Origin of the sequence: Arenimonas malthae CC-JY-1, assembly GCF_000747075.1 — a bacterium.
In the GTDB taxonomy this organism is placed as follows: Bacteria; Pseudomonadota; Gammaproteobacteria; order Xanthomonadales; family Xanthomonadaceae; genus Arenimonas; species Arenimonas malthae.
Map to the genome: position 1 here is coordinate 1 of NZ_AVCH01000146.1, position 14,394 is coordinate 14,394.

Sequence of the window (14,394 nt, forward strand, 5' to 3'; positions counted from 1 at the left end):
GCCGCGGCGGTGGCGCGGGCGGCGGCGCGGCGGCACGCGGCGGACGCCGCTCGAGGTCGAGCTGCGAGAGCTCGCCCAGCGACGGCGTGGCGCCGGGTTCCTTGCGCGTTCCGTTCATGCCTGCGTTCCTTCCATGCCGGGCAGGATAACAGCCGCCGCCAACACGGCCGCGGCGGCGTTCAGCCCAGCCGGCGCGCGTCCTGCACGCCCGGCACCGCGCTCAGGCGGCCCAGCAGGTCGCTGAGCTGGCCGTAGTCGGCCACGCGCACCGCCAGGCGCAGGTCGGCCACGCCCTGGGCTTCGTCCACCCGCGACTGCACGCCCAGGATGTTCACGCCCATCTGCGCGATGGTGTTGGTGAGGTCCTTGAGCAGGTACTTGCGGTCGAAGGCGCGCAGCTGCACGTCCACTTCGTAGCTGGCGGCCTGGCCGCCGCCCCACTCCACCGGCAGGCAGCGGTCGGGGTGCGCCAGCCGCAGCCGCTGCAGCGAGGGGCAGTTCTCGCGATGGATGCTGACGCCGCGGCCGCGGGTGAGGTAACCCACGATCGGATCGCCCGGCACCGGCTGGCAGCAGCGCGCGATCTGGCTGAGCAGGTTGCCCACGCCTTCCACCGTGAACGGCGTGCGCGAGGCCGCGGCCGCCGGCTTGCGCGACACCGGCGCCGGCGCTTCCGCCGGCGCCTTCTGCGCCTGCGCGTGTTCGTGCAGTGCGCGGCTGACCTGGCTGGGGCCGAGGTCGCCCAGCGCCAGCGCCAGGTAGAGGTCGTCCAGCGTTTCCAGCCGGAACTTCGCCTGCACGGGCGCCAGGTCGGCCTGCGTCAGGGCGACGCGGCGCAGCTCCTTCTCCAGCATGTCCTTGCCGGCCTGCAGGTTGCGGGCGCGGTCGATCTTGTGGAACCAGGCGCGCACCTTGTCGCGGGCGCGGCCGGTGGCGAGGAACCCATTGCCCGCCTGCAGCCAGTCGCGGCGCGGTTCGGCGGTCTTGGCGGTGAGGATCTCGACCTGGTCGCCGGTGGCCGGGCGGTGGTCGAGCGGCACGATGCGGCCGTTCACCTTGGCGCCGCGGCAACGGTGGCCGACCTCGGTGTGCACGGCGTAGGCGAAGTCGAGCACGGTGGCGCCGCGCGGCAGGTCCACCACTTCGCCGCGCGGGGTGATGGCGTAGACGCGGTCTTCCACCAGTTCGGTGGAGAAGCCGGCCATCAACGCGTCCTCGCCCTCGTCGCGGGCCTCGAGCAGCTGGCGCATCCAGGCCACCTTGCGCTCGAAGCTGGCGTCGGCGCCGCCGCCTTCCTTGTAGCGCCAGTGCGCGGCCACGCCCAGTTCGGCGTGTTCGTGCATCTGGTGGGTGCGGATCTGCACTTCCAGCGTGCGGCCACCCGGGCCGATCACCGCGGTGTGCAGCGAGCGGTAGTCGTTGCCCTTCGGGTGCGCGATGTAGTCGTCGAACTCGCTGGGGATCGACGGCCAGAGCTGGTGCACCAGGCCCAGCACGGCGTAGCAGTCGGGGATGTCGTCCACCAGCACGCGCACGGCGCGGATGTCGTAGAGCTCGCTGAAGGGCACGCCCTTGCGCTGCATCTTCTTCCAGATGCTGTAGATGTGCTTGGGGCGGCCGGCCACGTCGGCGGCGATGCCGGCCTCGGCCAGCGCGGCGCGGATGCGCGCCATGGCGTCTTCGATGAAGCGCTCGCGGTCGCCGCGCTTTTCGTCGAGCAGGCGGGCGATGCGCTGGTAGGTTTCCGGCTGCAGCGTGCGGAAGGCCAGGTCCTCGAGCTCCCACTTGAGCTGCCAGATGCCCAGCCGGTTCGCCAGCGGCGCGTAGATGTCGGACGTGAGCTCGGCCAGGGCGCGGCGTTCGTCGGGCTCCAGCGCGGCGGCATCGCGCAGCCGCACCAGCTGGATGGCCAGCAGCACCAGCACCGCGCGCAGGTCGCGCACCAGGGCCAGCAGCAGGCGGCGCAGGCCTTCGGCGCCGCCCTGGCGGTGCCGGTGGTGGTGCAGGCCGCTGACCTGGGCCGAGGCGGCCAGGCCGTCGAGCAGCAGGCCCACCCGGGGCGTCCCGGCCAGCAGCCCGGCCGGCAGCGCCTCGCGCAGCGCCGGCCACAGGTGCAGCGCGGCGGCGGCCAGGACTTCGGCGTCGGCGCGCAGCGGCCGAAGGGTTTCGAGCACCTGCACCGCCATGGCCTCGGCGGGTTCGTGCGGGAGGTCCCTGGCCGCTTCGGACAGCGACGCCAGCAGCGGCTGGCCGGCGCCGTGCCGGGCCAGCCAGGGGTGGAGCCGCCGATTGTGCTGGGGGACCGGGGTATTCAAGTGGCGCCTGCGTCGGACGGGGAGTTAGACTGCCCCGCATTGGCTGGCAGTGTAACCAGTACGGATTCCCACCATGCGCAAAATGCTCCTCCTCTCCTTCGCCCTGGCCGCGCTGTTCAGCGGCAGCGTCCTGGCCCAGTCGTTCTCCTCGCTGGAGGAACGCATGACCGAGGCCGAATTCAAGGCCGCGGGCCTGGACAAGCTCAGCCCCGAGGAGCTCGCCCGCCTCAACGCCTTCATCGCCGGCGAAACCGGCAAGGCGGCCAGCGCGCTGCCGGCCGCCACCCCGGCCCAGGACCTGCGCGGCTTCGACCAGCGCACCGGCGCGGACGGTTCGATCTACACCTCGATCACCGGCGAGTTCAAGGGCTGGAACAAGCAGGGCCAGCGCTTCCGCTTCGACAACGGCCAGATCTGGCAGATCACCGACAGCACCAGCCGCCTGAAGGTGAGCCTGGTCAACCCGGAAATCATCATCGAGCCGGGCGCGCTGGGCGCGTGGTACATGAAGGTCGTGGGCTACAACACCCGCGCCCGGGTCAAGCGCATCAAGTAAGCGCTTCGAGCTGCCTGGCCAGCCGCTTGGCCGAGACCTGGCGGCGGGTGCCCAGTTCCTGGGCGAACAGCGACACGCGCAATTCCTCCAGGTCCCAGCGCAGGGACTGCCAGGCCGGGTCCTTCGCCCGGCCGCTGGCGCGTGCCGCCACCAGCGCGTCCCAGAACGGTTTCAGCTCCAGCATGCGGGCCTGGTCGCGCACCGGGTCGCGCAGCGCGCGTTCGGCGCGCAGCGACAGCGCCTTGAGGTAGCGCGGGTATTCCGCCAGCGCCTCGGCCGGCGTTTCGCGCAGGAAACCCGGCGGCACCAGGCCGGCGAGCTGGGCCTTGAGGTCGTCGAGGTTGCCGCGGGCCCAGCCCAGCAGCGGTGATTCCAGCCGCGGCTTGATCTCGGCCACCAGCGCCAGGATCTGTTCGGCCAGCTGCAGCCGCGCCATGGCCTCTGGGAACAGGCGGCGCGAGGCGTCGTCGAGCCGCTGCGCGAACGCGGCCGGGTCGCGCACCTGCCCCAGGTCGCCGTCGGTGACGGCCAGCAGGGCGGCATCGGCGAGGTCGGCGCGCAGGTGTTCGTGCGCCGGGGCCTGCCCTTGCGCCTGCGTGAAGCCTTCGATCGCGGCGTAGAGCAGCGCCAGCTTCGGCGACACCGGCAGCTGCTTGCGCGCCTGGCGGAGTTTGTCGGCCAGCGCCAGGCGCAGCAGGCGGCGCACGCCGCCGGCGTGTTCGCGGGCGGCTTCGGCGGCGTCGGCGAACACGCTCAGCGCCACGTTTTCGCCCTGGTCCACCAGCGCGGGGAAGGCCGGCACGCCGGCGGCGCCGGCCACCTGCACCGGGATGGGCGCGTCGGGGAAACGGGTGAGGCCTTCGCGCGCCAGCGCTTCGCCGGCGCGTTCGGCGAAGGCGCGTTCGGCGCGCTCGCCGAATTTTTCCTTCAGCGCGGCCAGGTCGCGCGACATCGCCAGCACGCGGCCGTCGCGCTCGGCCAGGCGCAGGTTCATGCGCAGGTGCGGGTCGAGCGCGGCCTCGTCGAAATCGAGCGCGGCCACGGGCGCACCCGTGGCCCGGGTGAGGAAACGCGCCAGCGTGCCGGGCAGCGAATCGGCCGCGGCCTTCGGATGCGCCTCGGCGAAGGCGCGGGCGAAATCGGGCGCGGGCACATAGTTGCGGCGTTGGGCCTTGGGCAGGCCGCGGATCAGCGCGGTGGCCTTCTCCTCGACCAGGCCCGGCACCAGCCAGCCCAGGCGCGCGGCGTCGAGGGCCTTGAGCAGGTGCAGCGGCACGTCGAGCGTGACGCCGTCTTCGGGGTGGCCCGGCTCGAAGCGGTAATGCAGCGCCAGGCGGGCGTCGCCGAGCGCCAGGAACTTCGGGAAACGCTCGGCCTCGCTGCCCTCGCCCGGCAGCAGCTCGGCCAGCGGCCATTCCAGCGCCTTCTTCTGCTCGGCCGGCAGCTTGCCGTACCAGCTGTCGAGGCCGGCCACGGAATTGAGTTCGGGCGGCAGGCGGTCGAGGTACCAGCGCGCCTGCCAGCCCTCGTCGGCCACCAGGCCGGCGCGGCGCAGCTTGGCTTCCTCCTCCCGCGCCTTTTCCAGCGTGGCCAGGTTGCGCTTGAGGAAGGGCGCGCGGCAGTCCACTTCGCCCGGCACCAAGCCCTGGCGCACGAAGATCTCGCGCGCCTCCTCCGGGTAGAGCCCGCCGTAGTGGACGGGCTTCTTCGGCGCCAGCACCAGCCCGAACAGCGAGATCTGCTCGCTGCCCAGCACGCGGCCCTGACTGCGCGACCAGTGCGGGTCGAAGTGCTTGCGCGCCAGCAGGTGCGGCAGCTCGGCGATGACCCAGTCGGGCTCGACCTTCGCGGCCATCAGGCCCCAGACCTTCTGGGTATCGAGCAGGGTGGCCACCAGCACCCAGGCCGGCGGCTGCCTGGCCAGCGCGCTGCCGGGGAAGAGCTGGAACTTGCGCTGCCGCGGCGCGTCGTAGATGCCCTTCTCGGTGCGGTGGCCCACCTGGCTGGGCAGGCCGGCGATGAGCGCGCGGTGCAGCGCCTGGGTTTTCGCGAGGCCCTTGGACGGGCCGCGGCCGCCGTCGCGCTGGCCGGCCGCGAGCAGTTCGTCCAGCGCGGGGTGGCCGCCGGCCTCCCAGCGCATTTCCTCGCAGGCCAGCAGGAGCTGGCGGTGCAGTTCGCGCCACTCGCGCATGCGCAGGAAGGCCAGGAAACGCTTCTCGCACCAGCCGCGCAGCTTCGACTGGGTGAGGTCTTCGTGGGCGGCGCGGTAGGCCTCCCAGAGCTTGAGGATGCCGACGAACTCGGAGTTCGGGTCGGCGAACTCGGCGTGGGCGTTGTCGGCCTTCTCGCGTGCGTCGGCGGGGCGCTCGCGCGGGTCCTGGATGCCCAGGAAGGCGGCGATGACCAGCAGCTCCGGCAGGCAGCGGTGTTCGCGCGCCGCCACCAGCATGCGCGCCAGCTTCGGGTCCACCGGCAGGCGCGCCATTTCCCGGCCGGTGGCGGTGAGCTGGCGCTCGGCGTCCACCGCGCCCAGTTCGGACAGGGTCTGCCAGCCGTCGGCCACCGCGCGCGGGTCGGGCGGGTCGATGAAGGGGAAATCCTCCACCCGGCCCAGGCCCAGCGACAGCATGCGCAGGATGACGCCGGCCAGCGAGGCACGCAGGATTTCCGGGTCGGTGTAGCGCGGGCGCGCGGCGAAGTCGTCCTCGGCGTACAGGCGGTAGCACACGCCGGCGGCGACGCGGCCGCAGCGGCCCTTGCGCTGGTCGGCGCTGGCCTGGCTGATGGGTTCGATGTGCAGGCGGTCGAGCTTGCCGCGCGGGCTGTAGCGCTTCACGCGCGCCAGGCCGGGGTCGATCACGTAGCGGATGCGCGGCACCGTGAGCGAGGTTTCCGCGACGTTGGTGGCCAGCACGATGCGCCGGCCCGGGCCGGGGTTGAACACCTTGTCCTGGTCGCGCACCGACAGCCGCGCGTACAGCGGGATGACTTCGGTGGCGCGGTACTTGCGGCGGTTGAGCGCGGCGTGGGCGTCGCGGATCTCGCGCTCGCCGGGCAGGAACACCAGGATGTCGCCCTGCGGGTCGGTGCGCGTGATTTCGTCGGCCGCGCCGACGATGGCCTCGGCCAGCGGCAGGGCTTCCTCGTCGCCTTCTTCGCCGCCGCCGGCGCGGTAGCGCACTTCCACCGGGAAGCTGCGGCCTTCCACGCTCACCACCGGCGCATTGCCGAAGTGCCTGGCGAAGCGCTCGGTGTCGATGGTGGCCGAGGTGATGACGAGCTTGAGGTCGGGCCGGCGCGCGACCAGCTGCTTGAGGTAGCCGAGCAGGAAGTCGATGTTCAGGCTGCGCTCGTGCGCCTCGTCGACGATGATCGTGTCGTACTTCGACAGCCAGCGGTCGGACTGGATTTCCGCCAGCAGGATGCCGTCGGTCATGAACTTGACGAAGGTGCCCTCGCCGACGTTTTCGGTGAAACGCACCTGGTAGCCCACCGCCCCGCCCAGCGGCGACTGCAGCTCCTCGGCCACCCGGCGCGCCACCGCGCGCGCGGCGATGCGGCGCGGCTGGGTGCAGCCGATCAGGCCGGCGCGGCCGCGGCCGGCGGCCAGGCAAAGCTTGGGCAGCTGGGTGGTCTTGCCGGAACCGGTTTCGCCGGCGACCACCACCACCGGGTGCTTGCGGATGAGCTCGATGAGCGCATCGGCCTCGCGCGCCACCGGCAGGCTGTCGTCGAAGGAGGGCTTCGGCGCCCGCGCGTCGCGCGCCTCGCGGGCGGCCATCGAGGCGGCCAGGGCGGCTTCGTAATCAGCGCGCTTGCGGGCGTCGCCGGGCGACTTCCGCGCCGCGCCCAGCAGGCGCAGCAGGCGGCCGCGGTCGCGGCTGAGCACGGCCTCGTCGGGAAACGCGGGAAGGGGGGCCGGGGCAGCGGGCATATCACGTGATTGTAACGTCTGCGCCGCGGTTCAGCCGTGCTCGACGCGTGATGTCGTAGGATGGTTTCGTCCCCAAACAGGAGGAAAGCCATGGCTTCGAAGAAGGCCCCCGCGCCGGAAAAGGGCGCCCCCAAGATCGACATCGGCATCGGCGAAAAGGATCGCCGCAGGATCGCCGACGGCCTGTCGCACTTCCTGGCCGACAGCTACACGCTCTACCTCAAGACCCACAATTTCCACTGGAACGTGACCGGGCCGATGTTCAACACCCTGCACGGCATGTTCATGACCCAGTACACCGAGGAATGGACCGCGCTCGACGAGATCGCCGAACGCATCCGCGCCCTGGGCTTCAACGCGCCGGGCTCCTACGCCGAGTTCGTGAAGCTCTCGAGCATCCGCGAGGAATCGGCCGCCGGCACGCTGGGCTGGCAGGACATGGTGCGCCAGCTGGTGGCGGGCAACGAGGCCGTCTGCCGCACCGCCCGCAAGGTGCTCAAGACCGCCGACGGCGCCGGCGACGACCCCACCGTGGACCTGGCCACCCAGCGCCTGCAGGTGCACGAGAAGAACGCCTGGATGCTGCGTTCGCTGCTCGAATGAACCTTCCCACCCCCACCGGGTGGATTTCCGGGGCGGCGGCGGGGAAACCTGCCGCCGCCTTCGCATCCGCAGCCGGTAAAATGGCGCCATGAGCACCCCCGCCCTCGAACTGCTGCGCCGCGTCTTCGGCTTCGCCGATTTCCGCGGACAGCAGGCCGCCGTGGTCGACCAGCTGGTCGCCGGCGGCGACTGCCTGGTGCTGATGCCCACCGGCGCCGGCAAGTCGCTGTGTTACCAGGTGCCGGCGCTGCTGCGCGAGGGCACCGGCATCGTGGTGTCGCCGCTGATCGCGCTGATGCAGGACCAGGTGGAGGCGCTGGAGCAGCTGGGCGTGCGCGCGGCCTTCCTCAACTCCTCGCTCACCGGCGAAGCCGCCGCGGCGGTGGAGGCGCGGCTGCTGGCCGGCGACCTGGACCTGCTCTACGTCGCGCCCGAGCGCCTGCTCACCGACCGTTTCCTGTCCCTGCTCGGGCGCAGCCGCATCGCGCTGTTCGCCATCGACGAGGCGCACTGCGTCTCGCAATGGGGCCACGATTTCCGCCCCGAATACCGCGAACTGAACCTGCTGCACGAGCGCTGGCCCGACGTGCCGCGCATCGCGCTCACCGCCACCGCCGACCACCCCACCCGGCGCGAGATCGCCGAGCGCCTGGGCCTGCAGGACGCGCCCTGGTTCGTCACCTCCTTCGACCGGCCGAACATCCGCTACCGGGTGGCGCTGAAGGACAATGCGCGTCGCCAGCTGCTCGATTTCCTGGCGCCCCGGCGCGGGCAGGCCGGCATCGTCTACTGCCTGTCGCGCCGCAAGGTCGAGGAAACCGCGGCCTGGCTGTGCGAGCAGGGCGTGCACGCCCTGCCCTACCACGCCGGCCTGGACGCCCGGGTGCGCGCGGAAAACCAGCGCCGCTTCCTGCGCGAGGAAGGCGTGGTGATGGTGGCCACCATCGCCTTCGGCATGGGCATCGACAAACCCGACGTGCGCTTCGTGGCGCACCTGGACCTGCCCAAGTCGCTGGAGGGCTACTACCAGGAAACCGGCCGTGCCGGCCGCGACGGCGACCCGGCCGAAGCCTGGCTGTGTTACGGCCTGGGCGACGTGGTGCTGCTGCGCCAGATGATCGAACAATCCGAAGCCGGCGAAGAACGCCGGCGCCTGGAGCGCCGCAAGCTCGACGTGCTGCTCGGCTTCTGCGAATCCACCCGCTGCCGCCGGCAGACCCTGCTCGCCGCCTTCGGCGAGGACTACCCGCAACCCTGCGGCAACTGCGACAACTGCCTGGAACCGCCGCGCACCTGGGACGGCACCGAGGCCGCGCGCAAGGCGCTGTCCTGCGTCTACCGCACCGGGCAGCGCTTCGGCGTCACCCACCTGGTGGACGTGCTGCGCGGCCAGCGCAAGGAGCGCGTGCTGCAGCTTGGCCACGACCAGCTCAGCACCTTCGGCATCGGCGCCGACCTCGACGAGCGGCAGTGGAAGGGCGTGTTCCGCCAGCTGGTGGCGCTGGGCCTGCTGGAAGTGGACATCGAAGGCCATGGTAGCCTGTTCCTGACCGACGCCAGCCGGCCCGTGCTGCGCGGCGAGCAGCCGGTGGCGCTGCGCGAGGACGTGGTGCGGCGCCGCGAGCGCGGTTCGCCCGTCCGCGGCGGCCCGGCACCGGTGGCGCTGTCGGCCGACGACCAGCCGCTGTTCGAGGCCCTGCGCGGCCTGCGCGCCGAACTGGCGCGCGAACAGTCCGTGCCGGCTTATGTCATCTTCCACGACGCCACCCTGCGCGCCATCGCCGAGCGCCGCCCGCGCAGCCTCGGCGAACTGGGCACCCTGCCCGGCGTCGGCAGCGCCAAGCTCGAGCGTTACGGCGAGCAGGTGCTGGCCACCGTGCGCGACACCGAACCCGCCTGAGAACCCCCGCCCATGTTTCCGCGACTTCCGACCGCCACGCTCCTCCTCGCCCTCGCCCCGCTGGCCGCCGCCGACTGCGGCGACAGCCGCCTGCTGCTGCGCTCCGACAACGACGTCTACGGCCAGGCGGGCCAGGACCAGGGTTACTCGGCCGGCTTCGCCGCCACCTGGGTGTCGCCAACCGTGTCGGGCGACGACACCGGCTGCCTGCCCGGCTTCGTGGCTTTCCTGGACCGCGCCACGCCCTGGCTGCGCTGGGGCGACGGCGCGCAGCGCAACCTGGCCCTGAGCCTGCACCACGCCATCTACACGCCCGCCGACGGCCACCGCGCCGACGTGATCGCCGAGGACCGGCCCTATGCCGGCCTGCTGCTGCTGGGACTGGCCCACCACGTGCGGGATGGCAAACGGCTGGCGTCCACCCGGCTCAAGCTCGGCATCGTCGGCCCGTCCGCCCAGGGCGAGATGGCGCAGGACGCACTGCACCAGTTGTTCGGCCGCGCCCGCTTCCGCGGCTGGGACAACCAGCTGCGCGATGAGCCGCTGCTGCAGCTGGGCCACGAACGCGCCTGGCGCTGGCGCACCGACGACGGCGCCGGTGGCCTGGGCTGGGACCGCATCGTCTACGCCGGCGCCACCGCCGGCAACGCCATCACCTATGCCAACGCCGGCGTGGAAGTGCGCTTCGGCCCGCGCCTGCCCGACGACTTCGGCTCCAACCCGATGCGCATGGCGGGCGAAGGCATGGCTCCGGGCGGCGAATGGCACGGGCGGGGCTGGGACTGGCATTTCTTCGCCAGCCTCGAGGCGCGCGGCGTCGCGCACGACATCACGCTCGACGGCGGCAGCGCCAAGGACGGCCACTCGGTGGACCGTCGCGACTTCGTGGCCGAACTGGGCCTGGGCGTGGTGCTCACGCACGGGCCATGGCGTTTCGCCGGCGCGCACTACCGCCGCTCGCGCGAATTCAACGGGCAGGAACAAGCGCCCGTCTACGGAAGCCTGAGCCTGGGGCGCAGCTTCTGATCACGGCGCGGGCCTCGGGGATTCCCTGATTCCCGCTTGACCATGAGCAAAGTCACTGACGCATTGTCCGGCGACAATGGAAAATGCGTTTTGCTTTTTCGTCGGGCGCCTTGCCCGCAAACCCCAGTGAAAGAGGACTCCCCTTGAAGCATCCCGTCTTGACCCTGATGGCCCTGGCCATCGCCATCGCCGCCCCGGGCACCGTGAAGGCGCAGAGCGCCCAGCAGCTCCAGGAAAAGGAAGCCGCCCTGCAGGCCAGCCGCGCCATGGGCGGCAGCGCCCGCCAGGCCATCGCCACCAAGGACCTCGTGGCCTACGCCGGCACCACCGCGGGTGGCCCGACCTGGACCCGCCCCTTCGGTTTCTCGGTCGCCCCCTATTCCGTGCAGGTCATGAGCGTGTCGCAGGACGACACCTGCGAGCTCTACAGCTCCATGCCCACCTATGACGGCTACCTGTTGCTCTACCGCGACGCCTTCGACCCGATGGCGCCCGAAGGCAACCTGATCGCCTACAACGACGACTACCTCACCGTCACCCAGTCGCTGATCCCGTCGATCAGCCTCGAGGCCGGCACCACCTACTACGTCGTGAACGGCGCCTTCAGCACGGGCTCCGGCGCCTTCGACACCCAGATCGACTGCCCCGTGGCCGACGTGCGCCTGACGCCTGCCCGGTTCGAGCTGACGAACCCGGCCAGCAACACCCCGGTGCGCGTGGCCGAGGAACTGGTCATCCCGCCGTCGCGCACCCTGGCCAACACCGGCCGCCTCGACATCAACACCGAGGTGGGCTACGCGTTCTCGCCGGGCGAAGTGCGCTACGCGCGCATGCACTGCCCGGGCGTGCAGTTCGCCCCGGGTACCACCGTGGCCTTCAGCGGCGACGCCTCGAACCTGATCGGTTCCGTCAACGGCATCGGCAGCGACGCCATCTACTTCTCGATCACCGCGGGGGCCACCCCGGTCGTCGCGACCGACCTGCTGACCGTGGACGGCGACCGCACGGTCACCGCCAAGGGCCCGGTGGACTGCACCTACGGCCTGTACGACTTCCCGTCGCAGGCGCAGGCCGGCGGCCCCGCCGGTCGCGTGGCCACCACCTCCGGCGCCTACCTGCAGTTCGTGCCGAGCTACGTCCTGCACGTGGACTCGCAGGGCAACCCGGTGGCGGACGTGGAGTCGGCCGAGCCGGCCTACAGCGAGTTCACCCGCCGCGCCCCGACCTGGGAAACCACGCTCGGCAACATCGGCGGCTTCAGCTATGGCACCCGCCAGCAGGTGCTCGGCGGCTCGCAGCCGATCACCCTCGACGGCGAGGCCATCGAACTGGCCGACCTGATGGGCGGGGACACCACCCTGGTATTCACGGGTGACTTCAGCGCCGCCGGACGCGTGTTCATCACGCCGGACGAGGAGTGCGACTTCGACATGCAGCAGGCGGACAGCTTCGACGCGTCCGAGGCGGTCTTCACCATCGGCAGCAACGCCTACGTGGACCACTACCTGTGCTACGAGACCGGTGGCGAGGCGATCCGCGCCAGCAACTTCACCGTGGCCCTGGCCCCGTTGTCGGCCGACGCCAGCACCTATGCCGTGGCCGGCCGTGGCCCGCTGGACCTGGGCCGCATCACCCGCAACGGCACCGAGCTGCAGGCCCCGCTGGCGCAGGTACCGGCCAACTACCTGTCGCGCATGGTGCTCACCAACACCGGCTCGCTGGACCGCCCCTACGTGATCCAGGTCTTCGGCGAAACCGGCAACGTCATCTCCACCTCGAACCTCACCGGCACCGTGCCGGCCCGGGGCACCCTCGTCGTGGACCTGTCGGACGTGCTCACCGGCTTCACGGCCGCGCCGCGCGCCACGCTCAACGTCACCGTCTCGGCCCCGAACAACCAGATCCAGGGCCTGTACCAGATCGTCAACCCGGACTCGGGCACGATCAGCAACCACGTGATGGTGCGCCCGGAAGTGGCCGAGGAAATGGAAGAGCCGCTGCCGCCGGAAGAAGTCTGAGCCCCGGGGCTCCGCAACGGAAAAGGGCCCGCTTCGGCGGGCCCTTTCTTTTCGCGGGGTGGAAGTGGTGGGCCGTGTAGGATTCGAACCTACGACCAACTAGTTAAAAGCCAGCTGCTCTACCAACTGAGCTAACGGCCCACCGAGGCCCGGAAGTTTACCGCATCATCCGCGCGGCGCGTAGCGCGTGGGGTCGGCCAGGCCGGCGGCGGCGAATCCCTCGGCGCGCAGGCGGCAGGCGTCGCAGCGCCCGCAGGCGCGGCCTTCGGCATCGGCCTGGTAGCACGACACGGTGCGCGAGAAATCCACGCCCAGGCGGGCGCCTTCGCGGGCGATGTCGGCCTTGCCCAGGCGCATCAGCGGCGCATGCACGCGCAGCGAATGGCCCTCGACGCCGGCCTTGGTGGCCAGGTTGGCCAGCCGCTCGAAGGCGGCGATGAATTCGGGGCGGCAATCGGGGTAACCGCTGTAGTCGACCGCGTTCACGCCGCAGAACAGGTCGTCGGCACCCAGCACCTCGGCCCAGCCGAGCGCGATCGACAGCATGATGGTGTTGCGCGCCGGCACGTAGGTGACCGGGATGCCCTGCCCCGCGGTTTCCGGCACGTCGATGTCGGCGGTGAGCGCCGAACCGCCGATGCTGCGCAGGTCCACGGTGACCACCTTGTGCTCGACGGCGCCCTGCACCCTGGCCAGCTCGGCCGCCGCGGCCAGCTCGGACGTATGCCGCTGTCCGTAGGACACGCTCAGGGCATGGCAGGCGAAACCCTGCTCGCGCGCCAGCGCCAGCACCACCGCCGAATCCATGCCACCCGAGACCAATACGACTGCCTTCTTCATTCCAGGTTCCTTTCAGCGGCCCGGCTGGTCGCCCCAGAGCACCTTGTGCAGCTGCAGCTGGAAGCGCACCGGCAGCCGGTCGGCGATGATCCACTCGGCGAGCTCGCGCGGCGCCAGCTGGCCCTGGCTGGGCGAAAACAGCACCTCGCAGCGCTTTTCCAGCGCGTGCGTGGCCAGCATGTCCTTCGCCCAGTCGTAATCGGCGCGGTCGCAGATGACGAACTTGATCTGGTCATGCGCGGTGAGCAGCGGCAGGTTTTCCAGCCGGTTGCGGTGCGCTTCCTTCGAGCCCGGCGTCTTGAGGTCCATCACGCGGCTCACGCGCGGGTCGACGCCGGCGATGTCGAGCGCGCCCGACGTTTCCAGCGACACCTCGTAACCGGCGTCGCACAGGCGTTCGAGCAGCGCCAGGCAGCGCTTCTGCGCCAGCGGCTCGCCGCCGGTGACGCAGACGTGGCGCACGCCGTGTTTCGCCACTTCGGCCAGGATGGCGTCGATGTCCCACCAGTCGCCGCCGTGGAAGGCATAGGCCGTGTCGCAATACTGGCAGCGCAGCGGGCAGCCGGTGAGGCGGACGAACACGGTGGGCCAGCCGACCGTGCGGGATTCGCCCTGCACGGACAGGAAGATTTCGGTCAGGCGCAGGCGCTCGGCGGCCGGGGTGTCCATGGCGATCTCCGGCGCGCGGCCGGGTTCAGCGGTTTTCGAGCGCGAGCGTGCGCAGGCGGCTTTCGGCCTTGGCGGCCGCGTCGGTGCCCGGGTGCCGCGACATCACGTCGCGCAGGCTGGCTTCGCCCTCGGCGCGCTGGCCCAGCGCAACCTGGCAGTAGCCGAGCTTGAGCAGCGCGTCGGCCTCCTTGCGCGAGCCGGCGTACTGGCCCAGCAGGGTCTGGAAGGCCTCGAGCGCGAGCTCGTAGTTCTGGGTGACGTAATAGCTTTCGCCCAGCCAGTACCAGGCGTTCGGCACCAGGGCGCTGGACGGGTAGTCGCGGATGAAAGCCTGGAACAGGCGGGCCGAGTCGGCGGCCTCGAAGCGTTCGACCAGGGCGTCGAGCGCGGCCTGGTAGGCGGCCTCTTCGGCGGCCGGGTCGACGGCATCGGCGGCGGGGGCGTCGGCCACGGGGGCAGCGTCGCGCGGCGCCGGAGCGGCGGCGGCGGCCGGGGTGGCGGCGGCCGGGGAATCCGGGGTGGCAGCGGCGGGC

The 14,394-nt window shown here is 71.5% G+C and carries 9 protein-coding genes, 1 tRNA gene and 1 pseudogene; 5 read left to right on the forward strand and 6 right to left on the reverse strand.

What is annotated here, in order from left to right; all coding sequences use genetic code 11:
- Positions 1-179: 179 nt before the first annotated feature.
- A complete protein-coding gene (locus tag N790_RS06395) occupies positions 180-2,270 on the reverse strand; it encodes a RelA/SpoT family protein (RefSeq protein ID WP_043802282.1) in 2,091 nt (696 codons plus the stop codon).
- A 118-nt stretch (positions 2,271-2,388) separates the two neighbouring features.
- On the opposite strand from N790_RS06395, the gene N790_RS06400 reads away from it, so the two are divergent.
- Positions 2,389-2,871, forward strand: coding sequence for a hypothetical protein (locus N790_RS06400; RefSeq protein ID WP_043802268.1), 483 nt, complete (start codon positions 2,389-2,391; stop codon positions 2,869-2,871).
- Here the strand turns inward: N790_RS06400 and hrpA are convergent.
- Entirely contained in the window at positions 2,864-6,805 is a 3,942-nt protein-coding gene (hrpA, locus tag N790_RS06405; RefSeq protein ID WP_052385743.1) for an ATP-dependent RNA helicase HrpA, read from the reverse strand. The genes N790_RS06400 and hrpA overlap by 8 nt on opposite strands.
- A 126-nt stretch (positions 6,806-6,931) precedes the next feature.
- Here hrpA and N790_RS06410 point away from each other — a divergent pair.
- The 4 genes and pseudogenes from N790_RS06410 to N790_RS06425 all read left to right on the forward strand — a co-directional run.
- A pseudogene (locus N790_RS06410) lies at positions 6,932-7,408 on the forward strand (Dps family protein); the annotation flags it as partial.
- Between the two features lie 88 nt (positions 7,409-7,496).
- Complete coding sequence (gene recQ, locus N790_RS06415) at positions 7,497-9,308, forward strand: DNA helicase RecQ (RefSeq protein WP_043802271.1); 1,812 nt, start codon at positions 7,497-7,499, stop codon at positions 9,306-9,308.
- Positions 9,309-9,320: 12 nt separating this feature from the next.
- Positions 9,321-10,334, forward strand: a complete 1,014-nt coding sequence (locus N790_RS06420) for a lipid A deacylase LpxR family protein (RefSeq protein ID WP_043802274.1) — start codon at positions 9,321-9,323, stop codon at positions 10,332-10,334.
- A gap of 143 nt (positions 10,335-10,477) precedes the next feature.
- Positions 10,478-12,352 (forward strand): hypothetical protein, encoded by a 1,875-nt coding sequence (locus N790_RS06425; RefSeq protein WP_156969966.1) that lies wholly within the window; start codon positions 10,478-10,480, stop codon positions 12,350-12,352.
- A gap of 65 nt (positions 12,353-12,417) precedes the next feature.
- On the opposite strand, the gene N790_RS06430 is transcribed toward N790_RS06425, so the two are convergent.
- The 4 genes from N790_RS06430 to ybgF all read right to left on the reverse strand — a co-directional run.
- Positions 12,418-12,493 (reverse strand) — tRNA-Lys (locus N790_RS06430).
- 24 nt (positions 12,494-12,517) lie between these two features.
- The gene (gene queC, locus N790_RS06435; protein ID WP_043802279.1) at positions 12,518-13,192 is read right to left on the reverse strand and encodes a 7-cyano-7-deazaguanine synthase QueC; all 675 of its coding nucleotides are present in this window, start codon (positions 13,190-13,192) and stop codon (positions 12,518-12,520) included.
- Positions 13,193-13,204: 12 nt separating this feature from the next.
- Positions 13,205-13,861 (reverse strand): 7-carboxy-7-deazaguanine synthase QueE, encoded by a 657-nt coding sequence (gene queE / locus N790_RS06440; protein WP_043802281.1) that lies wholly within the window; start codon positions 13,859-13,861, stop codon positions 13,205-13,207.
- 25 nt (positions 13,862-13,886) lie between these two features.
- Positions 13,887-14,394, reverse strand: a 508-nt coding sequence (ybgF, locus tag N790_RS06445; protein ID WP_043802285.1) for a tol-pal system protein YbgF, incomplete at its 5' end; no start/stop codon positions are given.

Excerpts from the sequence above, each read along its gene's own strand:
- queC (WP_043802279.1), bottom strand. The coding sequence starts at position 13,192 with ATGAAGAAGGCAGTCGTATTGGTCTCGGGTGGCATGGATTCGGCGGTG.
- N790_RS06400 (WP_043802268.1), top strand. The coding sequence starts at position 2,389 with ATGCGCAAAATGCTCCTCCTCTCCTTCGCCCTGGCCGCGCTGTTCAGC.
- N790_RS06420 (WP_043802274.1), top strand. The coding sequence starts at position 9,321 with ATGTTTCCGCGACTTCCGACCGCCACGCTCCTCCTCGCCCTCGCCCCG.
- queE (WP_043802281.1), bottom strand. The coding sequence starts at position 13,861 with ATGGACACCCCGGCCGCCGAGCGCCTGCGCCTGACCGAAATCTTCCTG.
- hrpA (WP_052385743.1), bottom strand. The coding sequence starts at position 6,805 with ATGCCCGCTGCCCCGGCCCCCCTTCCCGCGTTTCCCGACGAGGCCGTG.
- recQ (WP_043802271.1), top strand. The coding sequence starts at position 7,497 with ATGAGCACCCCCGCCCTCGAACTGCTGCGCCGCGTCTTCGGCTTCGCC.